This window comes from Microbacterium sp. 1154, from assembly GCF_031455375.1.
Classification (GTDB): Bacteria; Actinomycetota; Actinomycetes; order Actinomycetales; family Microbacteriaceae; genus Microbacterium.
Genome location: NZ_JAVDSN010000004.1, coordinates 35,342 through 59,683 on the forward strand (window position 1 = coordinate 35,342; position 24,342 = coordinate 59,683).

At 69.8% G+C, this 24,342-nt stretch carries 20 protein-coding genes and 1 tRNA gene; 1 reads left to right on the forward strand and 20 read right to left on the reverse strand.

Annotation, left to right across the window (positions count from 1 at the left end; all coding sequences use genetic code 11):
• Positions 1-13: 13 nt before the first annotated feature.
• Together J2X55_RS13710 and polA are read right to left on the reverse strand one after the other, a co-directional pair.
• A complete protein-coding gene (locus J2X55_RS13710; protein ID WP_309824071.1) occupies positions 14-1,690 on the reverse strand; it encodes a DUF885 domain-containing protein in 1,677 nt (558 codons plus the stop codon).
• A gap of 185 nt (positions 1,691-1,875) precedes the next feature.
• The gene (gene polA / locus J2X55_RS13715; RefSeq protein ID WP_309824073.1) at positions 1,876-4,512 is read right to left on the reverse strand and encodes a DNA polymerase I; all 2,637 of its coding nucleotides are present in this window, start codon (positions 4,510-4,512) and stop codon (positions 1,876-1,878) included.
• A 60-nt stretch (positions 4,513-4,572) separates the two neighbouring features.
• On the opposite strand from polA, the gene J2X55_RS13720 reads away from it, so the two are divergent.
• Complete coding sequence (locus tag J2X55_RS13720) at positions 4,573-5,004, forward strand: hotdog fold thioesterase (protein WP_115918961.1); 432 nt, start codon at positions 4,573-4,575, stop codon at positions 5,002-5,004.
• Positions 5,005-5,137: 133 nt separating this feature from the next.
• Here the strand turns inward: J2X55_RS13720 and J2X55_RS13725 are convergent, their stop codons facing one another.
• The 18 genes from J2X55_RS13725 to fmt form a co-directional block, all read right to left on the reverse strand.
• Positions 5,138-5,758, reverse strand: a complete 621-nt coding sequence (locus J2X55_RS13725; protein WP_115918621.1) for an ANTAR domain-containing response regulator — start codon at positions 5,756-5,758, stop codon at positions 5,138-5,140.
• A gap of 70 nt (positions 5,759-5,828) precedes the next feature.
• Positions 5,829-5,909, reverse strand: a tRNA-Leu gene (locus tag J2X55_RS13730).
• An 89-nt stretch (positions 5,910-5,998) separates the two neighbouring features.
• On the reverse strand, positions 5,999-7,444 hold the full coding sequence (pyk, locus tag J2X55_RS13735) for a pyruvate kinase (protein ID WP_115918619.1): 1,446 nt from the start codon (positions 7,442-7,444) through the stop codon (positions 5,999-6,001).
• Positions 7,445-7,496: 52 nt separating this feature from the next.
• Positions 7,497-8,963 carry a glutamate synthase subunit beta gene (locus tag J2X55_RS13740; protein WP_115918617.1) on the reverse strand — a complete coding sequence of 489 codons (1,467 nt, stop codon included), beginning with the start codon at positions 8,961-8,963 and terminating at the stop codon, positions 7,497-7,499.
• Positions 8,956-13,533 carry a glutamate synthase large subunit gene (gene gltB, locus J2X55_RS13745; protein WP_309824079.1) on the reverse strand — a complete coding sequence of 1,526 codons (4,578 nt, stop codon included), beginning with the start codon at positions 13,531-13,533 and terminating at the stop codon, positions 8,956-8,958. The genes J2X55_RS13740 and gltB overlap by 8 nt, the downstream gene beginning before the upstream one ends.
• A 52-nt stretch (positions 13,534-13,585) precedes the next feature.
• Complete coding sequence (gene lgt, locus J2X55_RS13750; protein ID WP_115918613.1) at positions 13,586-14,590, reverse strand: prolipoprotein diacylglyceryl transferase; 1,005 nt, start codon at positions 14,588-14,590, stop codon at positions 13,586-13,588.
• Between the two features lie 10 nt (positions 14,591-14,600).
• Positions 14,601-15,392, reverse strand: a complete 792-nt coding sequence (gene trpA, locus J2X55_RS13755; protein ID WP_309824082.1) for a tryptophan synthase subunit alpha — start codon at positions 15,390-15,392, stop codon at positions 14,601-14,603.
• Positions 15,389-16,732, reverse strand: coding sequence for a tryptophan synthase subunit beta (gene trpB, locus J2X55_RS13760; RefSeq protein ID WP_309824084.1), 1,344 nt, complete (start codon positions 16,730-16,732; stop codon positions 15,389-15,391). Before trpB ends, trpA begins: the two co-directional genes overlap by 4 nt.
• Entirely contained in the window at positions 16,729-17,508 is a 780-nt protein-coding gene (trpC, locus tag J2X55_RS13765; RefSeq protein ID WP_115918607.1) for an indole-3-glycerol phosphate synthase TrpC, read from the reverse strand. The genes trpB and trpC overlap by 4 nt, the downstream gene beginning before the upstream one ends.
• The gene (locus J2X55_RS13770) at positions 17,508-17,738 is read right to left on the reverse strand and encodes a DUF6704 family protein (protein WP_115918605.1); all 231 of its coding nucleotides are present in this window, start codon (positions 17,736-17,738) and stop codon (positions 17,508-17,510) included. The genes trpC and J2X55_RS13770 overlap by 1 nt, the downstream gene beginning before the upstream one ends.
• Positions 17,739-17,843: 105 nt before the next feature.
• Entirely contained in the window at positions 17,844-18,431 is a 588-nt protein-coding gene (locus J2X55_RS13775; RefSeq protein ID WP_309824085.1) for a Trp biosynthesis-associated membrane protein, read from the reverse strand.
• On the reverse strand, positions 18,431-18,769 hold the full coding sequence (gene hisI, locus J2X55_RS13780) for a phosphoribosyl-AMP cyclohydrolase (RefSeq protein ID WP_115918601.1): 339 nt from the start codon (positions 18,767-18,769) through the stop codon (positions 18,431-18,433). Before hisI ends, J2X55_RS13775 begins: the two co-directional genes overlap by 1 nt.
• Positions 18,766-19,530, reverse strand: coding sequence for an imidazole glycerol phosphate synthase subunit HisF (gene hisF, locus J2X55_RS13785; protein ID WP_309824086.1), 765 nt, complete (start codon positions 19,528-19,530; stop codon positions 18,766-18,768). Before hisF ends, hisI begins: the two co-directional genes overlap by 4 nt.
• Positions 19,530-20,372, reverse strand: a complete 843-nt coding sequence (gene hisG / locus J2X55_RS13790) for an ATP phosphoribosyltransferase (protein ID WP_115918597.1) — start codon at positions 20,370-20,372, stop codon at positions 19,530-19,532. Before hisG ends, hisF begins: the two co-directional genes overlap by 1 nt.
• A gap of 46 nt (positions 20,373-20,418) precedes the next feature.
• Entirely contained in the window at positions 20,419-20,682 is a 264-nt protein-coding gene (locus J2X55_RS13795) for a phosphoribosyl-ATP diphosphatase (RefSeq protein ID WP_055837422.1), read from the reverse strand.
• Between the two features lie 541 nt (positions 20,683-21,223).
• Complete coding sequence (gene rpe, locus J2X55_RS13800) at positions 21,224-21,895, reverse strand: ribulose-phosphate 3-epimerase (RefSeq protein ID WP_309824088.1); 672 nt, start codon at positions 21,893-21,895, stop codon at positions 21,224-21,226.
• Between the two features lie 125 nt (positions 21,896-22,020).
• On the reverse strand, positions 22,021-23,385 hold the full coding sequence (locus tag J2X55_RS13805) for a transcription antitermination factor NusB (RefSeq protein WP_309824251.1): 1,365 nt from the start codon (positions 23,383-23,385) through the stop codon (positions 22,021-22,023).
• 2 nt (positions 23,386-23,387) lie between these two features.
• Positions 23,388-24,305 carry a methionyl-tRNA formyltransferase gene (fmt, locus tag J2X55_RS13810; RefSeq protein ID WP_115918593.1) on the reverse strand — a complete coding sequence of 306 codons (918 nt, stop codon included), beginning with the start codon at positions 24,303-24,305 and terminating at the stop codon, positions 23,388-23,390.
• Between the last annotated feature and the right edge of the window lie 37 nt (positions 24,306-24,342).

Genomic DNA, 24,342 nt, shown 5'->3' on the forward strand with positions numbered 1-24,342 from the left:
CCCCTCGGGGAGATCAGGCGGATGCCAGGGCTGCGCGCAGCGTGTCGAGACCGACGCCGCCGATGTCGAGCGCGCGCGTGTGGAACTGCTTCATCGAGAAGTCGGCGCCGCGGCGCTCCTGCTCCTCATCGCGCACCTGCTCCCAGATGCGCTGACCGACCTTGTACGACGGCGCCTGTCCGGGCCAGCCGAGGTAGCGGTTCACCTCGAAGCGGACGAACTCCTCGCTCATGTTGACGTTCTTCAGCATGAACGCGAGGGCGTAGTCGTGGTCCCAGACGCCGGCGCCGTCCAGACGCGGCTTCTGCAGGTGCACGCCGATGTCGAGCACCACGCGCGCGGCGCGCATTCGCTGGCCGTCGAGCATGCCCAGGCGGTCGGCGGGGTCGTCGAGATAGCCGAGCTGTTCCATGAGGCGCTCGGCGTACAGCGCCCACCCCTCGGCGTGACCGCTGGTGCCGGCCAGGAGGCGTCGCCACGAGTTGAGCTCCGCGCGGTTGTAGACGGCCTGGGCGATCTGCAGGTGGTGACCCGGAACGCCCTCGTGGTACACGGTCGTCAGCTCGCGCCAGGTGTCGAAGGTGTCGACGCCCTCGGGCACCGACCACCACATGCGTCCCGGTCGCGAGAAGTCGTCGGTCGGGCCCGTGTAGTAGATGCCGCCCTCGTTGGTCGGGGCGATCATGCACTCGAGCGTGCGGATGGGCTCCGCGATGTCGAAGTGCGTGCGGGCCAGCTCCTCGACGGCCTTGTCGCTCGTGCGCTGCATCCACTCCTGCAGGGCCTTCGTGCCGCGGAGCTTGCGGGACTCGTCCTTCTCAAGGAACGCCACCGCTTCTTCGACGCTCGCACCCGGCAGGATCTCGTTCGCGATGGCCTCCTGCTCGGCGACCATCCGGGAGAGCTCCTCGACGCCCCACTCGTACGTCTCGTCGAGGTCGATCTCGGCGCCCAGGAAGTGCCGGGAGTGCAGCGCATACAGCTCACGCCCGACCGCATCGGACTCGCCCGCGGCGGGAGCCAGTTCCGACGAGAGGAACGACGCCAGCGCGTCGTATGCGACGCGCGCGGCGTTGGCATTCGTCGAGAGGTCTCGAGCGAGGGATGCCGGCAGCTGGCCCTCTTCGGGAGCGGCGTCGCCCACGAACTCGGCGAAGAACCCGGTGTCGGAGGTGTAGCGGCCGATCTGCGTGATCACCTCGGTCACCTGTCGACGAGCGGGCACGACGCCCTCGCTGATGCCCTGACGAAGGGTCGAGATGTAGCCGTCGATGGCGCGGGGAAGGTCCTTCAGCCGTGCGGAGATGGTCGACCAGTCGTCCGAGGTCGCCGTCGGCATGAGGTCGAAGGTCGATCGGATGTCCTGCGCGGGAGAGGCGATGACGTTCAGGTCGCGTAGGTGCGTCTTTGCCTCGTGCCGATCGATCATCAGGTCGAGTTCGCGGCCCAGGTCCATCTTCGTGACGGTGTCGATCGCGTCGACCGCATCCGCGCCGTCGAGGGCCGCCTTGGCGGCGCGAGCATCGGCGATCAGGCCCTCGGCGCCCTCGGGGCTGTAGTCACCGAAGCGTCCATTGTGCTCGAAACGCCCGATGTAGGTCGCGAGCGTCGGCTCCCGCTCGGCCAGTGTGTCGACCCACGCGTCCGCGATCGTGTCGATCGGCGTGGGGGTGCGTTGTGCGTCAGTCATCCTCCGAGCCTAGGGAAGCAGCGACCGGCGCGCACGCCCGCAGGCGACCCAGGGCCCGTCGTTCGCGGACGGGAGGGCATTTCGGGAGCGGAGGAGCCCTGAGGCGACGGCGGTCCTCCCCTCCCGGGACTTCCTCCGGTCGTGTCACGACGCCGTCGGGAAGCAACCGCAGCGGCGAGGGGCGACTAGTGTCCCGCTTCGTCCCAGTCGCCGCCACGGCCGATCTGCACGTCGAGGGGCACGGAGAGGTCGGCGGCATCCGCCATACGGGCGCGGACGATCTGCTCCACGGCATCCCACTCCCCCGCCGCCACCTCGACGACGAGCTCGTCGTGGATCTGCAGCAGCACGCGCGAGCGCAGCCCTGCGGACGCGAGCTCGTCGCGGATGCGGTACAGGGCGACCTTCATGATGTCGGCCGCGCTGCCCTGGATGGGAGCGTTCAGTGCCGCGCGCTCGGCGTTCTCGCGCAGGACGCGGTTCATGCTCGTCAGGTCGGGGAACGGACGACGGCGCCCGAAGATCGTCTCGGTGTAGCCGTCTTGCCGGGCCTGCTCGACCGAGCCGCGCAGGTAGTCGCGCACCGCGCCGAATCGGGCGAAATACTCGAGCATGAGCTTCTTGGCCTCGGACTGCTCGATGCGCAGCTGCTTCGACAGGCCGAACGCCGACAGACCGTAGACGAGGCCGTACGACATCGCCTTCACCTTGGTGCGCATGGCGGGGGTGACGTCGGCCGGCTCCACACCGAAGACACGTGCGCCGACAAATCGGTGCAGGTCTTCACCGGAGTTGAACGCCTCGATGAGCCCGGGGTCGCCCGAGAGGTGCGCCATGATGCGCATCTCGATCTGCGAGTAGTCGGCCGTGAGCAGCGTCTCGTAGCCCTCGCCGACCTCGAAGGCCGCGCGGATGCGGCGGCTCTCTTCGGTGCGGATCGGGATGTTCTGCAGGTTCGGGTCGGTGCTCGACAGGCGTCCGGTCTGGCTGCCGGTCTGCACGTACGTGGTGTGGATGCGGCCATCGGCCCCGGTCGCGGTGTCGAGGGCGTCGATGATCTGCTTCAGCTTCGTGGCTTCCCGGTGGCGCAGCAGCAGGTCGAGGAAGGGGTGGTCGGCGCTCTCTTGCAGGTCGGCCAGGGCTGCGGCATCCGTGGTGTACCCGCTCTTGGTCTTGCGGGTCTTCGGGAGCTGCAGCTCGTCGAAGAGCACCTCTTGCAACTGCTTCGGCGAGCCGAGGTTCACCTCGTGGCCGATGGCCGCGTACGCGTCGCGCGCGAGGGCGTCGGCGCGCGCTGCGAGCTCGTTCGAGAAGCTCGACAGCTTCTCGTGCGAGACGGCCACGCCGGCGAGCTCCATGTTGGCCAGGGCCGTGAGCGTGGGCAACTCGATGTCGTCGAGCACTTCTGCGACACGACCGGGGAGCTCGGCCCGCTGGGCCTCGGCCACCCGGCGGGCGAACCACGAGAGCTGGCCGGGGGTCGCGCCCTCGGTCTCGGGGACGAGTTGGGTGGGGTCGGCGACGGGGAGCTTCTCGTCGAGCACACGCTCCACGAGGTCGCCGAGCGTCTTGTCGGGGAAGCTGGGGCGTACGAGCCACCCGGCGAGCACGACGTCGAACGCGAGACCGCCGACGGCCAGACCGCGCCGGGCGAGGGCCTTGATCTGGGGCTTGGCATCGGCGAAGACCTTCGGAGCGTCGGATGCCAGCCACGACGCGAGCGCCTCGCCCACGGCATCCGTCCACTCGGTCTCGACCGCGGCATCGGCCGAGGCGAGACCGATCGAGGTGGGTTGCGAGCCCTCGAGCGTGACGGTCACGCCGACCGGCCCCTCGGCCGAGGCGGCCCAGGACGCCAGGGCATCAGCGTCGAGACGCGTGGGGGTGGGGGCGGTCGCGGTGGGGCGCTGCTCCTCGACCTCGCCGGCGTCGCCCCCGAGGGCGTCGAAGACGCGAGGCAGGAGCGTGCGGAACTCGAGGCGCGCGAAGATGTCGCGTACGGCCTGGGCGTCGAGCGGGTGCATCTTGAGGTCGTGCGGACCGACGGGCAGCTCGACATCGCGCAGCAGGCGGTTGAGGCTGCGATTGCGGCGCACGCCGTCGATGTGTTCGCGCAGGTTGCCGCCCACGACGCCGGTGATCTTGTCGGCGTTCTCGAGCAGGGCGTCGAGCGAGCCCCACTGCGTCAGCCATTTGACCGCGGTTTTCTCGCCGACCTTGGGCACGCCCGGCAGGTTGTCGCTGGTCTCGCCGACCAGGGCCGCGATCTCGGGGTACTGCGCCGGCGGGAGGCCGTACTTCTCGATGACCGCGGCGGTGTCGTAGCGCTTGAGCTGCGAGACGCCCTGCACGTTCGGATAGAGCAGCGTGACGTCGTCGGTGACGAGCTGGATCGTGTCGCGGTCGCCCGAGCAGACGAGAACCTCGAAGCCCTGCTCTTCGCCCTGCGTGGCGAGGGTCGCCAGGATGTCGTCGGCCTCGAAATCCTCTTTCGTGAGCACCGGCACGCCCATCGCGCGCAGGCAGTCCTGCAGGAGCGGTATCTGGCCCTTGAACTCGGCCGGCGATTCACTGCGGTTCGCCTTGTACTCGGCGTACTCGCGTGTACGGAAGGACTGCCTGGAGGTGTCGAACGCGACCGCGAGATGGGTGGGCTTCTCGGCCTTGACGAGGTTCACGAACATCGACAGGAACCCGTAGATGCCGTTGGTGTGCTGGCCGTCCTTCGTCGAGAAGTTGTCGACCGGCAGGGCGTAGAACGCCCGGTACGCCAGCGAATGGCCGTCGACGACGAGGAGAGTAGGCTTTTCGGCATCCGTCACCCCTCCAGCGTAACGAGAACCACGGACACTCCCCCGGCCCCGGCCCGATCGAAGGCGATGATGACCTCCACGACCCCCGAAACGACGTCCGGCCTCGACTGGGCGAAGGAGCGCGGAATGGGCGCCCTGGCCGAGAAGATGGGCATCGAGTGGGTCGAGTTCTCGGTCGAGCGCAGCGTCGCGACCATGCCGGTCGAGGGCAACACCCAGCCGGTCGGCCTGCTCCACGGCGGCGCCTACGTCGTCCTGGGCGAGTCGCTCGGCTCGATGGCCGCCAACCTCTATGCCGGGTCGGGCAAGCTCGCCGTCGGCATCGACATCAACGCCACCCACACGCGCTCCGCCACCTCGGGGTTCGTCACCGGCGTCTGCACGCCGATCCACCTCGGCCGCTCGCTGACGGTGCACGAGATCGCCGTGTCCGACGAACAGGGTCGCCGCTGCTCGACAATCCGCATCACCAACATGATCAAGGACGCCCCCGCGCGCTGACCGCGACTGCCCTGAGGTCGCGCGAGGGGCGGTGTCGGCGACGGGCCCGGACCCGTCCATACTGCCCGGCCCCTCCCCCGCCCACGAAAAATGGATGCCACCGAAGTGGCATCCATTCGTCGGAGAATTCTGACTAGGCCTTCTTGGGGGCCAGCTGCTCGATGATCGCCTTGGCGACGTCCTGCATGGTGAGTCGGCGGTCCATCGACGCCTTCTGGATCCAGCGGAAGGCCTCGGGCTCGGACAGGCCCATCTTCTCGTTGAGCAGGCCCTTCGCCCGGTCGACGAGCTTGCGCGTCTCGAACCGCTCGACCATGTCGGCGACCTCGGCCTCGAGCGTGATGATCTGCTCGTAGCGGGCCAGCGCGATCTCGATCGCGGGGAGCAGGTCGTTCGGCGTGAAAGGCTTCACGACGTACGCGAGGGCACCGGCCTCGCTGGCGCGCTCGACGAGCTCCTTCTGGCTGAAGGCGGTGAGGAGCACGACGGGGGCGATGTGGTTCTTGCTGAGCTTCTCGGCCGCGCTGATGCCGTCGAGCTGCGGCATCTTGACGTCCATGATCACCAGATCGGGACGCAGCTCGGTGGCGAGCTGAACGGCGGTCTCGCCGTCGCCGGCCTCGCCCACGACGTCGAAGCCGTTGTCGCGGAGGATCTCGACGATGTCGAGGCGGATGAGCGACTCGTCTTCCGCGACGACGACGCGGCGGGGGGCGGCCGGAGCGTTGGCCGGAACGGCTTCTTGATCAGTCACGGAACCATCCTAAGTCTGCAGGGGCCCGAAGCCCCGGATCGCAGCTCCCTCGCTCGGAAGCTGTCTCGGGTACCGGTGGTGGGACTCGAACCCACACGTCTTTCGACAGAGCATTTTGAGTGCCCCGCGTCTGCCATTCCGCCACACCGGCAAGTGTTGCGTCTCCAACTTACCGGGGGTGACGCCGGGGTGGGGACGCGAAGACGCGCGCCGGGCGAACCCGGCGCGCGTCGTCTAGGGTCAGACCTCTTTGTAGACCGGGGCTGCACCGTGCACGGCGTCGCCGACGCGGTGCACGCGCAGGTCGTTCGTCGAGCCCGCGATCCCGGGAGGGGAACCGGAGATCACGACGACCTTGTCTCCCACCTCGGCCAGCTTGTGGGTCAGGAGATAGTCGTCGACCTGCAGGAACATCTTGTCGGTGTGCGACACGTGCTCGACGAGGGTCGAGCGCACGCCCCAGGTCAGCGCCAGGCGGCGGCGGATGCCGGGCTCGGGCGTGAACGCGATCATCGGGATGGTCGAGCGCAGGCGCGACATGCGACGCGCCGAGTCGCCCGACTCGGTGAAGACGCAGAGGTACTTGGCCTCGACGAAGTCGGCGACCTCGACCGCGGCGAGGGTGATGGCGCCGCCCTGCGTGCGGGGCTTGTTGGTCAGGGGCGCGATGCGCTCCAGGCCGTGCTCCTCGGTCGACGCGACGATGCGGGCCATGGTCTCGACGACCACGACCGGGTAGTCGCCGACGCTGGTCTCGCCCGAGAGCATGACCGCGTCCGCGCCGTCGAGGACGGCGTTGGCGACGTCGCTGGTCTCGGCGCGGGTGGGAACCGGGCTGTTGATCATCGACTCGAGCATCTGCGTCGCGACGATGACGGGCTTCGCCATGCGACGCGCCAGTTCGACGGCGCGCTTCTGCACGATCGGCACGGCCTCGAGGGGCAGCTCGACGCCGAGGTCGCCACGGGCGACCATGATGCCGTCGAAGGCGTCGATGATCTCCTCGAGGTTGTCGACCGCCTGCGGCTTCTCGATCTTGGCGATGACGGGCACGTAGCGTCCCTCTTCGGCCATGATCTCGTGCACGCGCTCGATGTCCTTGGCATCCCGGACGAACGAGAGGGCGATGAGGTCGGCGCCGGCGTTGAGGCCCCAGCGGAGGTCCGCCTCGTCCTTCTCGCTCAGGGCGGGGACGTTCACGGCGACACCGGGCAGGTTGATGCCCTTGTTGTTCGACACCGGGCCGCCGACGACGACCTTGGTGGTCACGACGGTGCCGTCGGTCTCGACGACCTCGACGCGGACCTTGCCGTCGTCGATGAGCAGGAAGTCTCCGGGCCGGACGTCCTGGGGCAGACCCTTGAACGTGGTGCCGACGATCTCTTTGGTGCCCAGGATGTCTTCGACGGTGATCTTGAAGATGTCGCCGGGGAGCAGGTCGTGGGGGCCGTTCTCGAACTTGCCGAGACGGATCTTCGGGCCCTGCAGGTCGACGAGGGCGGCGACCGGACGTCCGGCGTCTTCTGCCGCCTTACGCACGTTGGCGAAGTTGGCATCGTGCACGGAGTAATCTCCGTGGCTCAGGTTGAGGCGGGCGACGTCCACACCGGCGTCGATGATGGCGCGAACCATCTCATACGACGACGTGGCGGGCCCGAGTGTTGCGACGATCTTGGCGCGTCTCATCCGGTTTCAAGCTCCGTGAATTTCGGGAAGTGGCCGATCGGCCCTTGCCAGCTTAGGCGGGCAGGAGGCCGATGGCGACATCGGTCGGGCGCACCGGTGCGGGCAGCACCGTCTCGCCCATGAGGAACGTGTCGACCTCGGCGGCGGCCGCGCGGCCCTCGGCGATGGCCCACACGATGAGGGACTGTCCGCGTCCGGCATCGCCGGCGACGAACACCCCCGGCGTGGTGGTGGCGTAGGTCGCGTCGCGCTCCACGTTGCCGCGGTTCGTGAACTGCGTGCCGAGCTGGCTCTCGAGGTGCTCGCGCTCCGGGCCGGTGAAGCCCATCGCGATGAGCACCAGGTCGGCCGGGATCTCGCGCTCGGTGCCGCTCTTGGGCACGCGCCGACCGTCGACGTACTCCGTCTCGGCGACGCGCAGCGCGCGCACCTCTCCCGCGGCGTTGCCGAGGAACTCCACCGTCGAGGCGAGGAACGAGCGCTCCCCGCCCTCTTCGTGCGCGGAGGCCATCTCGAACAGGTTCGGCATCATCGGCCAAGGCTGTTCGGCGGGACGCTCCGACGGGGGCTGCTTGCCGATCGCGAGGTTGGTCACGCTCAGTGCGCCCTGGCGGTGCGCCGTGCCGATGCAGTCGGCTCCGGTGTCACCACCGCCGATGACGACGACGTGCTTGCCCTCGGCCGTGATCTGGTGCGGCACCTGGTCGCCCGCGACGGCCTTGTTGCCCTCGATGAGGTACTCCATGGCGTAGTGGACGCCGTCGAGGTCGCGGCCGGGGATGGCCAGGTCGCGCGGCACCGTGGAGCCGGTGGCCACCACGACGGCGTCGTAGCGGGCGCGCAGGTCGCTCCACGACACGTCCTTGCCGATCTCGACACCGGCGCGGAAGCGCGTGCCCTCGGCCTGCATCTGCCGCAGGCGCAGCTCGAGGTGGCGCTTCTCCATCTTGAAGTCGGGGATGCCGTAACGCAGCAGTCCGCCGATGCGGTCGTCGCGCTCGAACACCGCCACCGTGTGACCGGCGCGCGTGAGCTGCTGGGCGGCCGCGAGGCCGGCGGGGCCGGAGCCGACGACGGCAACCGTCTTCCCGGTCAGACGCTCCGGCGGCTCGGGCTCGACCCAGCCGTTTCCGAACGCCTCGTCGATGATCGAGACCTCGACCTGCTTGATCGTGACGGCCGGCTGGTTGATGCCCAGCACGCACGAGCTCTCGCAGGGTGCGGGGCACAGACGACCGGTGAACTCCGGGAAGTTGTTGGTCGCGTGCAGGCGCTCGATCGCCGCGCGGCCCTCGCCGCGCCAGGTGAGGTCGTTCCACTCGGGGATCAGGTTGCCGAGCGGGCAGCCCTTGTGGCAGAACGGGATGCCGCAGTCCATGCAGCGACCGGCCTGGCGCTTGATGACGGCCGAATCACCCGGCTCGTACACCTCTTTCCAGTCCATGATGCGCACCGGCACCGGCCGGCGCTTGGGGAGCTCGCGCTCCGTGACCTTGAGAAAGCCCTTCGGGTCAGCCACCCGTCACCTCCAGAATGCGCTTCCAGACGACGTCGCCGTCGGGGTCGAGCCCCTCGGTGACCGCCTCCTGGCGGGTCTGCAGCACAGCGGCGTAGTCGCGCGGCAGCACCCGGACGAAGTTGTCCACCTCGGCCTCGAAGTCCTCGAGCAGACGACGGGCCAGCGTGGAATCGGTCTCCGCGACGTGCTTGGCGAGCAGGTCGCGGAGGATCTCGGCATCCCCCGATCCGAGGGAACCGAGCTCGAGCTCACCGGATGCCATGGCCTCGCGGTTCACCAGATCACGGTCGAGCTTGTAGACGTAGGCCTGACCGCCCGACATGCCGGCGCCCAGGTTGCGGCCGGTGGCGCCGAGGATGACGGCCAGACCACCGGTCATGTATTCGAGCGCGTGGTCGCCCACGCCCTCGACGACCGCCGTGGCGCCCGAGTTGCGCACGAGGAACCGCTCGCCCACGACGCCGTTCAGGAACATCTGCCCCTGCGTGGCGCCGTAGCCGATGACGTTGCCGGCGATGACGTTCTCGGAGGCCTCGAACGTCGATCCGCGCGGCGGCCGTACGACGATCGTCCCGCCCGATAGGCCCTTGCCGACGTAGTCGTTCGAGTCGCCCTCGAGGCGCAGCGTGATGCCGGCGGGCATGAACGCACCGAACGATTGTCCGGCCGACCCGGTCAGGCGCACGTCGATCGAGTTTTCCGGCAGACCGTGCTCGCCTCGCGCCTTCGTGACGTGGTGGCCGAGCATGGTCCCCACCGCGCGAGCGGTGTTGCGGATCGGCAGGTCGATCGTGAGCTGTCCGCCGTGGGCGATGACGTCCTGCGCGCGCTCGATGAGCTGCACGTCGAAGTGGTCGTTGAGCTCGTGATCCTGGTTGCGCGCGTGGCGACGCGGCTCGTCCTCGGCGAAGCGGGGCCCCTCGAGGATCGGCGCGAGGTTGAGTCCCCGGGCCTTCCAGTGCTGGATCGCCTCGTTGGCATCCAGCAGCTCCGAACGACCCACGATCTCGTCGATCGAGCGGTAACCCATGGCGGCGAGGTACTCGCGCACTTCCTGAGCGATGAACTCCATGAAGTTGACGATGTACTCGGCCTTGCCGGTGAAGCGCTCGCGCAGGACGGGGTTCTGCGTCGCGACGCCCACGGGGCAGGTGTCGAGGTGGCAGACGCGCATCATGATGCAGCCCGAGACGACGAGCGGTGCGGTGGCGAAACCGAACTCCTCGGCGCCCAGGAGCGCGCCGATGATGACGTCGCGGCCGGTCTTCATCTGCCCGTCGACCTGCACGACCACGCGGTCGCGCATGCCGTTGAGCATGAGCGTCTGCTGCGTCTCGGCCAGGCCCAGCTCCCACGGCGTCCCCGCGTGCTTGAGCGAGTTCATCGGGCTCGCGCCCGTGCCGCCGTCCTGACCCGAGACCAGGATGACGTCGCTCAGGGCCTTGGCGACACCCGCCGCGACCGCACCGATACCCGACTGGCTGACCAGCTTGGTGTGGATGCGGGCCGAGGGGTTGGCGCGCTTGAGGTCGAAGATGAGCTGCTTGAGGTCTTCGATCGAGTAGATGTCGTGGTGCGGCGGCGGCGAGATGAGCCCGACGCCGGCTGTCGCGTGACGCGTGCGCGCCACCCACGGGTAGACCTTGGTCGGCGGAAGCTGACCACCCTCGCCGGGCTTGGCGCCCTGCGCGAGCTTGATCTGGATGTCGTCGGCCTGCGTCAGGTACAGGCTCGTCACACCGAAACGACCGGATGCCACCTGCTTGATCGCACTGCGACGCTCGGGGTCGAGCAGGCGGTCGACGTCTTCTCCGCCCTCGCCGGTGTTCGACTTGCCGCCGATGCGGTTCATCGCGACGGCGAGCACCTCGTGCGCCTCTTTCGAGATCGAGCCGTAGCTCATCGCGCCGGTCGAGAAGCGCTTGACGATCGCCGAGACGGGCTCGACCTCGTCGATCGGCACCGCGGGGCGCGTGCCGGTGCGCAGACCGAACAGGCCGCGCAGCGTCTTGAGCTCGTGGGCCTGGTCGTCGATCAGCTGGGTGTACTCGCGGAAGATGTCGTACCGGCGCTCGCGCGTCGCGTGCTGCAGGCGGAACACCGTGTCGGGATTGAACAGGTGCGGGGCGCCGTCGCGGCGCCACTGGTACTCGCCGCCGGTCCACAGGCGCTCGTGCGCACGGGCCGCCGCGTCCTGCGGGTAGGCGTACTCGTGGCGCGCGGCGTTCTCGGCCGCGATGACGTCGAGGCCCACGCCGCCGAGCTTGGTCTCGGTGCCCGTGAAGTAGGCGTCGATGAAGTCGTGCGACAGGCCGACCGCCTCGAACACCTGCGCACCCGCGTACGAGGACACGGTCGAGATGCCCATCTTCGACATGATCTTCAGCACGCCCTTGCCGAGCGCATAGATCAGGTTCTTGACGGCCTTCTCGGGCGTGACGTCGGTGATGAAGCCGGCGCGCACGAGGTACTCGACGGTCTCCATCGCGAGGTACGGGTTGACCGCCGACGCGCCGTAGCCGATGAGGGTCGCCACGTGGTGAACCTCGCGCACGTCGCCGGCCTCGACCACGAGACCCACCTTCATCCGCGTCTCTTTGTGGATGAGGTGGTGGTGGACGGCCGCGAGCATGAGCAGCGACGGGATCGGCGCCAGGTCCTTGTTCGAGTCGCGGTCGCTGAGCACGATGAACTCGGCGCCGTCCTCGATGGCCTGGTCGACCTCGGTGCACATCTGCGTGAGACGCTTCTGCAGACCCTTGTGCCCGGCCTCGACACGGTAGAGACCGCGGATGGTCACCGACGAACGACCCGGCAGGGCCGTGTCGATGTGCTGGATCTTGGCCAGCTCGTCGTTGTCGATCACGGGGAAGTCGAGCGTGACCGTGCGGGTGTGCTGGGGGCCCCAGGCCAGGAGGTTGCGCTCGGGGCCGAGTCCCAGGGAGAGCGAGGTGACGACCTCTTCGCGGATCGAGTCCAGCGGCGGGTTGGTGACCTGCGCGAACTGCTGAGAGAAGTAGTCGAACAGCAGGCGCGGCCGGTCGCTGAGCACCGCGACCGGTGCGTCGCTGCCCATCGCGCCCAGGGGCTCGGCGCCGCCCTGGCCCATCGGGGTCAACAGGATGCGCACCTCTTCTTCGGTGTAGCCGAAGGTGCGCTGGCGACGCGTGATCGAGGCGATGGGGTGCACGATGTGCTCGCGCTCGGGCAGCTCGCTGAGCTTGACCCGCCCCTTGTCGACCCACTCACCCCACGGGTGGAGGGCGGCGAGGTCGGACTTGATCTCTTCGTCCTCGACGATGCGACGCTGGGCCGTGTCGACCAGGAACATGCGACCCGGCTGCAGCCGACCGCGGCGCTTGATGCGCTCGGGAGCGAAGTCGAGCACACCGGTCTCGGAGCCGATGACGACGAGGCCGTCCGTGGTCTCGGTCCAGCGCCCCGGACGCAGACCGTTGCGGTCGAGGGTGGCTCCGACCAGCGTGCCGTCGGTGAAGATCAGCGCGGCGGGACCGTCCCAGGGCTCCATCTGCATGGAGTGGAAGTCGTAGAAGGCGCGCAGGGCGGGGTCGATCGTCGCCTGCTTCTCGTACGCCTCGGGGACCATCATCATGATGGCGTGGGGCAGGCTGCGACCGGTCAGGGTCAGCAGTTCGAGGACCTCGTCGAACGATGCCGAGTCGCTGGCGCCCTCGGTGCAGATGGGCAGCAGCGGGCGCACGTCGCCGATCAGCTCGGACTCGAGCTGCGACTGGCGCGCGCGCATCCAGTTGCGGTTCCCCTTGACCGTGTTGATCTCGCCGTTGTGGGCGAGCATGCGCAGCGGCTGCGCGAGCGGCCAGGACGGGAAGGTGTTGGTCGAGTACCGCGAGTGCACGACCGCGAGCTCGGAGGCGAAACGTTCGTCCTGCAGGTCGGGGTAGAACGGCTCGAGCTGGAGCGTCGTGACCATGCCTTTGTAGCCGAGCGTGCGGCTCGACAGCGACACGAAGTAGGCCTCGAGCTCGTGGCGCGCGCGCTTGCGCAGACGGTAGACGCGGCGGTCGAGCGCGATGCCCGAGAGCGCCGGCTGGTCGCCCGTGGCGGGGCGCGAGACGAAGAGCTGCTCGAACGCGGGGCGCGCCTCGTACGCGAGCTTTCCGAGGTTCTCGGTCTCGACGGGCACCTCGCGCCAGCCGAGGACCTCGAGGTTCTCGTGGCGGGCGATCTCTTCGATACCGGCCTTCATGGCGGCGCGTTCGTCGTGGCCGAGCGGCAGGAACACCATTCCGGCGGCGTACTCCCCCACCGGCGGCAGGTCGAAGTCGACCACCGCGCGCAGGAACGCGTCCGGCATCTGGGTCAGGATGCCGGCGCCGTCACCGGTACCCGCGTCGGAACCGATGGCACCGCGGTGCTCGAGGTTGCGCAGCGCCGTCAGCGCCAGATCGATGATGTCGTGTCCGGCTTCGCCGCGGAGAGTGGCGACCATGGCGAGGCCACAGGCGTCTTTCTCGAACGACGGGTCGTACATTCCCTGACGGGCGGGGAATGCGCCTCCGACGGTGTCGGAACGCAGGCTGGAAGCCATATCAACCGTCCTCACGTTGATGCTTCGAATGGGACGACGTCGGCCCAGGGAGTTAGTTCGTGGCGGGGCTGCTTGTGGCGCTGGTGCCGACGGTGTCGCTCGTCGCGGGCGGCTCGCTCACGTCGACGAAGTCAGAGGGGTCGCCTGAGTCTACAGCCCCCGCAGCCTTCGACTCGCGTCCGGGCACGTACGGCGACGGCTCCAGACCGTGGTGACGGCGCGACTGCACGACGAAGATGACCACGCCCAGGATGACGCCGAAGATCGCCGCCCAGACGTTGGTGCGCAGGCCCAGGATGATGTCGCTGGGGTCGATTCGAATGGATTCCCAGACGATTCGGCCCGCGGAGTACCAGACGAGGTAGATGGCGAACTGCTTGCCCCACTGCAGGGTGAAGCGCTTTCCGACGTACAGGATGACCGCGGCGCCGAGCAGGTTCCAGATGACCTCGTAGAGGAAAGTCGGCTGGAAAAGCGTGCCCGCTGGCAGTCCGACGGGGATCGCGGGGTTGCCCGCGGCGATCTCGAGACCCCACGGGAGATCGGTGGGCTGGCCGAAGAGCTCCTGGTTGAACCAGTTGCCGAAGCGGCCCATCGCCTGGGCGATGATGAGGCCCGGAGCCAGTGCGTCGGCGAAGGTCCAGAAGCGGATGCCAGTCCAACGGCAGCCGAGGATGGCGCCGATCGCGCCACCGATGAGGGCGCCGTAGATTGCGATGCCACCCTCCCAGATCGCCCACACGGAGCCCGGCTGGGTGATGTTCCAGGGGTTCGAGCCCGGCCCGAAGTAGAACCCGGCGTGCGTGGCCACGTGGTAGATGCGCGCTGCGACGATCGCGAGCGGAACCGCCAGCAGGCAGATGTCGATGACGACCCACTTCTCGGCGCCCCGACGCGTCAGGCGCGCGTTCGTCAGGAAGACCGCGACGATGATGCCCGCGACGATGCACAGGGCATAGAAGTGGATGCGGAGCGGACCGAGGTCGACGTACGAGATGGTCGGGCTCGGGATGCTGGCGAGCACGCCGGAGGCGGCGCTCGAGAGGGCGAACGTCATGGGTTCGAGTCTAGGCGCGCCGCGCGGTGCCCGCAGACAGCTCCCGCGCCAGGGTCGACAGGCCCTCGACGCCGCCGTCCCGGAGGGCCTTGACCAGCGCGGTGCCCACGATCGCCCCGTTGGCGTACTCGACGACACCGGCGACCTGCTCGGCGTTCGAGATGCCGATACCCACGCAGGCGTGCTGGGCTCCGAAGGAGCGCAGGCGCTCCACGAGGCCGCGGGCGGCGGCGTCGAGAGACGCCCGCTCCCCCGTGATGCCCATCGTCGACACGGTGTAGACGAAGCCCGTCGAGGCTTCGACGATCATGCGCAGCCGCTCGTCCGACGAGGTGGGTGCGGCCAGGAACACGCGGTCGAGGCCGGTACGCTCGCTCGCGGCGATCCACGCGGCGCCGGCGTCGGGGGTGATGTCGGGCGTGATGAGCCCCGCTCCGCCGGCCGCGACGAGCTGATCGGCGTAGCGGTCCACGCCGTACTGCTCGACGAGGTTCCAGTAGGTCATGACGAGGATCGGTACGTCGGTGCGGGCGGTGACCTCGCGGATGATCGTGAACAGATCCGCCATGCGGAACCCGTTCGCGAGAGCCGTCTGCGTCGCCTCCTGGATGACCAGGCCATCCATCACCGGGTCGCTGTAGGGCGGTCCGAGCTCGATGACATCGGCACCGGCCTCGGCGAGGGCGACGGCGGCCTCGATGCTGGTCGCCACGTCGGGGAAGCCTGCGGGCAGGTAACCGACGAACGCGCCGCGGCCCTCGGCGTGGGCGGCGTCGATGGCCGCGGAGACGCGCGAGGTCACAGTTCCACTCCGGCGCCGCTGGCGGCGTCGGGCGCGGGCGTCACGTCGACGGGCGAGCCGGGAGCGGATGCCACCGTCTCGGCGGCGCGGGTCTGCGTCGCCCCCTCGGGCGTCTCGGGAGCGTGCTCTGCGTCGTACAGGTCGAAGTACCGCGCGGCGGTGTCCATGTCTTTGTCGCCGCGACCGGACAGGTTGATCGCGATGACGGCATCCGGTCCCAGTTCACGACCGACGCGCAGGGCCCCCGCGAGGGCATGAGCGGATTCGATCGCGGGGATGATGCCCTCGGTGCGCGACAACAGGCGCAGCGCCTGCATGGCCTCGTCGTCGGTCGCGGGGATGTACTGCGCGCGGCCGATGTCGGCGAGCCACGCGTGCTCGGGTCCGACGCCGGGATAGTCGAGGCCCGCCGAGATCGAGTGCGACTCGACCGTCTGGCCGTCTTCGTCCTGCAGTACGTACGTGCGGGCACCGTGCAGGACGCCCGGACGGCCGCGTTCGATGGATGCCGCGTGCTGGGGCGTGTCGACACCGTCGCCGGCCGCTTCGACGCCGTAGAGGGCGACGCCCTCGTCGTCGAGGAAGGCGTCGAACATGCCGATCGCGTTGGATCCGCCGCCGACGCACGCGAAGACGGCGTCGGGGAGGCGCCCGAGGCGCTGGAGGAACTCCTCGCGCGTCTCTTCGCCGATGATCTTCTGGAAGTCACGGACCATCGCGGGGAACGGATGGGGCCCCGCGGCCGTGCCGAAGATGTAGTTGGTCGTCTCGACCGAGGCCACCCAATCGCGGTACGCCTCGTTGATGGCGTCCTTCAGGGTGCGCGAACCGGTCGTGACGGGAACGACCTCGGCGCCGAGCAGGCGCATGCGCGCGACGTTCAGAGCCTGTCGCTCGGTGTCGACCTCGCCCATGTAGACGACGCACTCGAGGCCGAACAGGGCGGCGGCCGTGGCGGTGGCGACACCGTGCTGGCCCGCACCGGTCTCGGCGATCACGCGCGTCTTGCCGAGGCGCTTGGTGAGCAGGGCCTGGCCGAGGACGTTGTTGATCTTGTGCGAGCCGGTGTGATTGAGGTCTTCGCGCTTGAGGAAGACGCGAGCCCCGCCCGCGTGCTCCGCGAAGCGCGGCACCTCGGTGAGCACCGAGGGGCGACCCGCGTAGTCGTGCAGCAGGGCGCGCAACTCGGCGTGGAATTCGGGGTCGGCCATCGCCGACTCGTAGACCTCGGTGAGCTCGTCGATCGCCGCGATCAGCGACTCGGGCATGTAGCGACCGCCGAAGTCGCCGAAGAACGGCCCCTTCTGGTCGCGCAGGCTCGGGGTGGGAGCGGTGGTCATGTCGTCTCCTGGAGGAACGCGCGGAGCGTGGCGACGGGGTCGCCGGTGACGAGGGCTTCGCCCACGAGCACGATGTCGGCGCCCGCAGCACGGTAGTGCGCGACGTCGGTGGGCGCGAGGACCGCGGACTCGGCGATCTTGATCGCGTCGGCCGGGAACCGGTCGGCGAGAGAGCCGAACAGATCGCGGTCGAGCTCGAAGGTGGAAAGGTTGCGGGCGTTGACGCCGATGAGCTTCGCGCCGAGCTCGGATGCGCGCTCGAGCTCTTCGGCGGAGTGCGTCTCGACGAGCGCCGTCATGCCGAGGTCGGTGACGAGACCGTAGAGCTCGGTGAGGGTCTTCTGGTCGAGAGCCGCGACGATCAACAGCACGAGGTCGGCGCCGGACGCACGAGCCTCGAGCACCTGATACGGCGTGGCGATGAAGTCCTTGCGCAGCACCGGTACGCTCACGGCCGACCGAACGGCCTCGAGGTCGGCCAGGCTGCCTTTGAACTTGCGGCGTTCGGTGAGCACCGAGATCGCCGACGCGCCGCCCTCTTCGTACAGACGCGCCTGACGTGCTGGGTCGGGGATCGCCGCGAGGTCGCCACGGGACGGGCTCGCCCGCTTGACCTCGGCGATGATCTTCACGCGGTCGGCGGGAGCGAGCATCGCCAGCGCGTCACGCGCGGGCACCTGCGCGAGGGCGTCGCGCTCCACCTCGGCGAGGGGCCGCGACTGGGCGCGCTCCTCGGCGTCTTCTACCGCCCCGGCCGTGAGATCGGCCAGTGCCATCAGTGCGCCTTCGGGTTGGACTTCGCGCCGTTCGCGCCGTAGCCGGCCTTGGTCATGGCCCAGCCGACGATCGCGCCGACGAGGAGCAGACCCACTGAGGCCCACACCAGGACGGGCATGTCGAGCCAGAAGAACAGCGTGCCGAGCGTGAACGCGACGAGCATGATGATCACGGTCGTCCAGGCGGCGGGCGAGTGTCCGTGGCCGGGATCGCCGATGGGGTTGCTCATGGGGCTCCTTACAGTCGCGCGCGAGCGCGGGGGAAAGCGTCGGATCAGTCTACCGAAGCACGGGTGCGCTCCCGGCGACGACGTCTCGATGTCGGAGGGATCCGCTCAGGCGGTCGGGTCGTCGCCGCGCGAGAGGTCGTCCCACGAATCGATCGCGTCGTGCGGACGCCCGGTCTCGGCACCCGCCTCGGTCGTGGTGCGGTACTTGCGGCTCGCGCCCGAGACCCAGCGACGTGCGGTGACGAGGGTGAAGAGGGATGCCGCGAGCAGGACGATCTGCGCGACCAGCGTCACCGAGGGCCACGGGGTCAGCGACATGTCCGAGACGAGCGAGGCCACGGCATCCGTGCCCGAGATGCCCGTGGCATCGGTGACGGTCGCCGCGGTCGCCGAGACCGGGGTGGCGACGAGGATCTGCACGGTGCCGAAGCCGACGAAAGCCGCGATCAGCACGCCGAGCGCACCGAAGACGTAGCGCAGGACGGGCCCGACGATCGAGAGGGCGGCCCCCAGCGCCAGGGCGGCCAGACTCAGCGGAGTGAGCACCGGGAGGGCCTCGGCTCCCGGGACGGCAAGCGTCTGCTGGGCCCCGTCGTCGAGGGTGACGTCGATCCAAGTCTGGGTCGAGGCGATCACGCCGATCGCTCCGGCCAGCAGCATCGCGAGCACCGCCGAGGAGCGGGCGCGACGCATCAGCGCTCCCCCACGACCGGCTGCAGGTCGTCGGCGTCGAAACACGTGTGATCGCCCGTGTGGCACGCGGCGCCGACCTGGTCGACCTCGATGAGCAGGGTGTCGCCGTCGCAGTCGAGGCGCGCGCCCTTCACGAGCTGGATGTGGCCCGAGGTGTCGCCCTTGCGCCAGTACTCCTGACGCGAGCGCGACCAGAACGTCACGCGGCCGGTGGTGAGGGTGCGGCGCAGGGCCTCGGCATCCATCCATCCGACCATGAGCACCTCGCGCGAGTCGAACTGCTGGATCACCGCGGCCACCAGGCCGTCGGCGTCGTACTTCACCCGGTCGACGCTCATCGGCGCACCTCGATTCCCTCGGCGGCCATGGCGTCTTTCACCTGTCCCACGGTCAGCTGACCGGAGTGGAACACGGAGGCGGCGAGGACGGCGTCGGCGCCGGCCTGGATCGCGGGGGCGAAGTGCTCGAGCTGTCCCGCGCCTCCCGACGCGATGACCGGGACCGCGGCGGCCTGACGCATGAGGCGCACCAGTTCGAGGTCGAAGCCCTGCTTCGTGCCATCGGCGTCGATCGAGTTGACCAAGAGCTCGCCCGCTCCGCGCTCGACCGCCTCGCGCGCCCACTCGAGCGCGTCGAGGGTCGTCTCGGTGCGCCCACCGTGCGTGGTCACGACGAAACCGGAGGGGGTGGATGCCGAGCGCTTCACGTCGAGCGAGAGCACGACCACCTGCGCGCCGAAGCGATCGGCGATCTCGCCGATCAGGTCGGGCCGGGCGATCGCGGCGGAGTTCACGCCGATCTTGTCGGCGCCGACGGCCAGAAGACGCGCCACGTCCTCGGCCGAGCGCACTCCCCCGCCGACGGTGAGCGGGATGAAGACCTGCTCGGCGGTGCGGCGGACGACGTCGTACGTCGTCGAGCGCTCGTCGACGGTGGCGGTGACATCGAGGAAGGTGACCTCGTCGGCGCCCTGGTCGAAGTAGAGCTTCGCGAGCTCGACCGGGTCGCCCATGTCGCGCAGGTCGAGGAAGTTCACGCCCTTCACGACGCGGCCCGCCGCGACGTCGAGGCACGGGATGACGCGACGCGCGAGAGTCATCAGAGCCTCGCGGCGAGGATCTCGGTGACCAGGATCGCCCGTGCGCCGATCGCGTAGAGCTCGTCCATGACGCGGTTCACGTCGCGACGCGGGCTCATCACGCGCACGGCCACCCACTCGGGGTCGCGCAGCGGCGAGATCGTCGGCGATTCGAGGCCGGGGGCCACGGCGATCGCCTGGTCGACGAGGTTCGCGGGCAGGTCGTAGTCGACGAGCACGTACTTGCGCGCGGCGAGGACGCCGCGCAGGCGCCGCAGCAGCGTCTCGGTGCCGTCGACCTCGTTCGGACCCGAGATCAGCACGGCGTCGCTCTCGAGGAGCACGGGCCCGAAGATCTCCAGGCCCGCCTGGCGCAGCGTCGTACCGGTCGAGACGACGTCGGCCACGGCATCCGCCACTCCGAGCTGGACGGCGGATTCGACGGCTCCATCGAGCGGGACGATGTCGACGGCGATGCCGCGCTCGTCGAGGAACGCATCCACCAGGCCCGGGTAGGCGGTGGCGACACGGAGACCCTCGAGGTCCTGGACGTCGGTGAAACGCCCGGGGCGACCGGCGAAGCGGAAGGTGGAGCCGGCGAAGCCGAGCGACTCGACCTCCCGGGCTCCGGGCATGCGGGCGTCGAGCAGCAGGTCGCGGCCCGTGATGCCGACGTCGAGCGCGCCCGAACCGACGTAGGTCGCGATGTCACGCGGGCGCAGGTAGAAGAACTCGACCTCGTTGGCGGGGTCGACGGTGTAGAGGTCTTTCGAGTCGCGTCGTCCGGTGTACCCGGCCTCCGAGAGCATCTCGGCGGCGGTCTCGGCGAGCGACCCCTTGTTCGGCACGGCGATGCGCAGCATGTCGGGGGCTTTCGTGTTGAAGGGAGCGGGGGGTCGAGAGCGCGGCTCAGAGATGTCGGTAGACGTCTTCGAGCGACAGGCCCTTCGCGAGCATGAGCGTCTGCAGGTGGTAGAGCAACTGCGAGATCTCTTCGGCCGCGGCCGCGTCGGACTCGTACTCGGCGGCCATCCACACCTCGGCGGCCTCTTCGACGATCTTCTTGCCGATGGCGTGCACGCCGGCGTCGAGCTGAGCGACGGTGCCGGACCCCTCGGGTCGCTCGACGGCCTTGGCGCTGAGTTCCGCGAACAGGTCGTCGAAGGTCTTCACTCGTCCAGGGTATCGGGTCGGCGGGGGTGGGGCTGTCCGCGGGGTACGGTCGCGGGTGGCGGGGGGACGCGAGAAGGGTCGCGGGTGGCGGGGTGCGGGCCTGGAGTGTGGGGCCGGGGTGTGGGCGTGGAGCCGGGACCGCGAGCGGGCCGCTTCACGCATAAACGCTTCTCGCGCGTGGAAACACGGGGAGAGCGCGTTTATGTGCGCGGATCGCGTTTATGCGCGCGGTGCGGTGAGGAGCGGTGCGGTGCGCGCCGTGCTCGGTGCGGGCGGGGGCGTGTCCGGGGCGGCCGGGTTGCCGGCATCCGGATGCCGCGGGGTGGGCCATGCATAAACGCTTCTCGCGCGTGGAAACACGAGGAGAGCGCGTTTATGCGTGCGGATCGCGTTTATGCGTGACTCCGCCGACGCGGGACGGGCGCAACGGCCGGGGCGCGGCATGGTCGGCGCGGGCGCGGCATGGTCGGCGCGGGCGCGGCGTCATTCACCGGGGCCGGCACGGTGTGAACCGGGTCGGGCGCGGCTCGCCGCGCGGGCGTCAGTGGCGGTGGCGGGCTGCGGACGCGCGAAGGGATTGGATCGCACGGTCGGGCTCGTCGGCACCGAAGACCGCGGAACCGGCGACGAACGTGTCGGCCCCGGCCTCGGCGGCCTGCGCGATCGTGGACTCCCCGATGCCCCCGTCGACCTGCAGCCACACGCTCGAGCCCCGGCGTTTCGCCTCGTCGGCGAGGGCGCGGAGCTTGGGCATGGTCTCGGGCATGAACGACTGACCGCCGAAGCCCGGCTCGACCGTCATGACGAGGATCTGATCGAACTCGTTCAGCGACTCGAAGAGGTTCTCGACGGGCGTCCCGGGCTTGACCGCGACACCGGCTCGCGCCCCGATCGACCGCAGCCGGCGGGCGAGGGAGACCGGGGATGCCGCGGCCTCGAGGTGGAAGGTGACCGAGGCCGCCCCGAGCTCGGCGTACGCGGGAGCCCAGCGGTCGGGGTCTTCGATCATGAGGTGCACGTCGAGCGGAACGGGGCTCGTCTCCTGGATGCGGCCCACCATCTGCGGACCGAACGTCAGGTTCGGCACGAAGTGGTTGTCCATCACGTCGACGTGGACGAAATCGGCGCCCGCGATGCGTGCGAGCTCGGCCTCCATGTTCACGAAGTCGGCGGCGAGGATGCTCGGGTTGATGCGCGGGGCGTCGTTAGGCACCCGACCATTATCCGTGCGGAACGAGCGCGCGCGTGAGGGGCCGAAAGGTGTCGCCCAGAGCGTGCCTCGGCGACAGAATGTGGCCCCTCACGCCAGAACAGCGGCGGGGACGCGCGTGCGCGGGCTCAGCGCTTGCGAAGCAGGGCGATCGACATCGCGTCCGTGCCGTGGCGGTGGGGCCACAGTTGCGCGCGGAGCGACCCGTCGGCCTGATCCGGCAGATCGATCTCGTCCTGCGCGATCCCGCGCACGACGGCGCGAGCGTCGAGCTCTTCCGCGGCGTCGCCCAGCGCGCGCTTGACCTCGGCGAGGACACCCGAGGTCTCGGCCAGGTGCGGCGAGCACGTGACGTAGGCCACGACCCCGCCGGGCTTGAGCGCCTCGAAGGCCGCGAGAACCAGCTCCTGCTGCAGGGCGGTGAGCTCGGGGACGTCGGCGGGGGTCTTCCGCCACCGGGCTTCGGGGCGGCGACGCAGCGCGCCGATCCCCGTGCACGGGGCGTCGACGAGGATGCGGTCGTACTCCCCCGGCATCCGGGCCGCGCGCTCGCGTCCGTCCTCTTCGCTGACCTCGACCTCGAGAGGAACGGATGCCACGGCCTGGCGCACCAGTCCCGCTCGGGCCGGGGAGATCTCGTTGGCGTCGAGGTGCGCGCCGTGAGCGAGGGCTTCGGCCGCCAGCAGCGCCGTCTTTCCGCCCGGGCCCGCGCAGAGGTCGAGCCAGCGCTCCCCCTCGTGCACGGGCAGTACGCGGCTGAGCGCCAGGGCGGCGAGCTGCGAGCCCTCGTCCTGCACGCGCACGCGACCGCCCGACGAACGGATCAGCCCCTCGGGATCTCCTCCGCGCGTGGTGAAGGCGGTGGGAGCGAACCGGCCGGCGGTGGCGTCGTCGGGTGTTTCGGCGAGGCCCGGCAGGGCGATCATCGCGACGCGCGGAGCGACGTTGTCGGCCTCAAGCAGCCCCTCCAGCTCGTCGGCGCGGCCCTCGGCGTTCAGGGCGCGGCGCAGCGCCCGGACGATCCACACGGGGTGCGACGTGGTCAGGCCGATGCGCTCGTCGTCGCTGCGGGCGCCCGCCGCGATGCGCTGCATCCACTGACCGGGGTTGTCGCGCGACACCCGGCGTAGCACCGCGTTCGCGAAGCCCGCCGCGCCCTTGCCCCCGCCGTGGCGACGCGCGAGCTCGACGGACTCGTTCACCGCGGCGTGGGAGGCCACCCGCGTCGACAGCAACTGGTGCACGCCGAGGCGCAGAGCATCGAGGACCGCGGGGTCGATGCGTTCGATCGTCCGGTCGGCCGCGGTGGCGATGATCGCGTCGTACGTGCCGCGGCGACGCAGGGTGCCGTACGTCAACTCGGTCGCGAGCGCCGCGTCCTTGGCATCCAGCCGCTGTCGGACGATCGCGTGCGGCAGGAGGAGGTTGGCGTAGGCCTCGTCTTCGGACACCGCGCGCAGCACGTCGAACGCGACGGCGCGTGCTCCCTGCACGCTCACGCGCCCAGCTCCGGCTCGCTCGAACGCAGGCCGCGGAACCAGTCGCCCGCGGCCATGGCCCCCTTGCCGGCCGGCTGAACGGTCTCGAGTCGCAGAGGCGTGGTCCCGGTGCCGACGAGCACGTCTTTGCCGGATGCCGTGACCCGGCCGGGCGGCAGCGGCGGGGCGTCCGCGGGGGCGGCGCGCAGCACCTTGAACCGCGCTCGCTCGAGCGTGGTGTGCGCGCCGGGTTCGGGCGTGACCCCGGCGATCTGGTGCAGGAGGCTGTCGGCATCCCGGGTGAAATCGAGGGCGCCGTCGGCGAGCGTGAGCTTGGGAGCCAACGTGGGCTCGCCCTTCTGCGGCGTCGAGATCGCGGTGCCGTCGGCGATGCCGTCCACGACACGGGCGAGCAGCGGGGCCCCGACCTCGGCGAGGGCGTCGAGCAGGTCAGCCGAGGTGGCCCCCGCGGGGATGTCGTAGCGCTCCTCGGCGAAGACGTCTCCGGCGTCGAGGGCGGCGACCAGTTGGAAGACGCTCGCTCCCGTCACGGTGTCGCCCGCCATGAGCGCCCGCTGCACGGGGGCGGCACCCCGCCAGCGCGGGAGCAGGGAGAAGTGCAGGTTGATCCACCCGTGGTCGGGCGTCGACAGCAGAGGCTCGCGAACGAGACCCCCGTAGGCCACGATCACCCCGAGCTGCGCATCGAGAGCGGTGATCTCGTCGGTGGCCTCGGCATCCAGCCGGTCGGCTTTGATTACCGGGATGCCGAGCTCGTCGGCGGCCTGCGCGACCGGCGACGGCGTGAGAACGCGCTTACGGCCGATCGGGGCGTCGCTGCGGGTTACGACGGCCGCGACCTCGTGCGGGCCGGATGCCAGGGCTCGCAACGACGGGACGGCGACGGCGGGGGTGCCGGCGAAGACGAGGCGCATGGGTCTCCTCAGACTCTCGGGAACGGTCGGACGGGGT

Bases quoted from the DNA above. Each gene is read 5' to 3' on its own strand.
- J2X55_RS13710 (WP_309824071.1), bottom strand. From the start codon at position 1,690: ATGACTGACGCACAACGCACCCCCACGCCGATCGACACGATCGCGGAC.
- J2X55_RS13720 (WP_115918961.1), top strand. From the start codon at position 4,573: ATGACCTCCACGACCCCCGAAACGACGTCCGGCCTCGACTGGGCGAAG.
- pyk (WP_115918619.1), bottom strand. From the start codon at position 7,444: ATGAGACGCGCCAAGATCGTCGCAACACTCGGGCCCGCCACGTCGTCG.
- gltB (WP_309824079.1), bottom strand. From the start codon at position 13,533: ATGGCTTCCAGCCTGCGTTCCGACACCGTCGGAGGCGCATTCCCCGCC.
- lgt (WP_115918613.1), bottom strand. From the start codon at position 14,590: ATGACGTTCGCCCTCTCGAGCGCCGCCTCCGGCGTGCTCGCCAGCATC.
- trpB (WP_309824084.1), bottom strand. From the start codon at position 16,732: ATGACCACCGCTCCCACCCCGAGCCTGCGCGACCAGAAGGGGCCGTTC.
- trpC (WP_115918607.1), bottom strand. From the start codon at position 17,508: ATGGCACTGGCCGATCTCACGGCCGGGGCGGTAGAAGACGCCGAGGAG.
- J2X55_RS13770 (WP_115918605.1), bottom strand. From the start codon at position 17,738: ATGAGCAACCCCATCGGCGATCCCGGCCACGGACACTCGCCCGCCGCC.
- J2X55_RS13775 (WP_309824085.1), bottom strand. From the start codon at position 18,431: ATGCGTCGCGCCCGCTCCTCGGCGGTGCTCGCGATGCTGCTGGCCGGA.
- hisI (WP_115918601.1), bottom strand. From the start codon at position 18,769: ATGAGCGTCGACCGGGTGAAGTACGACGCCGACGGCCTGGTGGCCGCG.
- hisF (WP_309824086.1), bottom strand. From the start codon at position 19,530: ATGACTCTCGCGCGTCGCGTCATCCCGTGCCTCGACGTCGCGGCGGGC.
- hisG (WP_115918597.1), bottom strand. From the start codon at position 20,372: ATGCTGCGCATCGCCGTGCCGAACAAGGGGTCGCTCGCCGAGACCGCC.
- fmt (WP_115918593.1), bottom strand. From the start codon at position 24,305: ATGCGCCTCGTCTTCGCCGGCACCCCCGCCGTCGCCGTCCCGTCGTTG.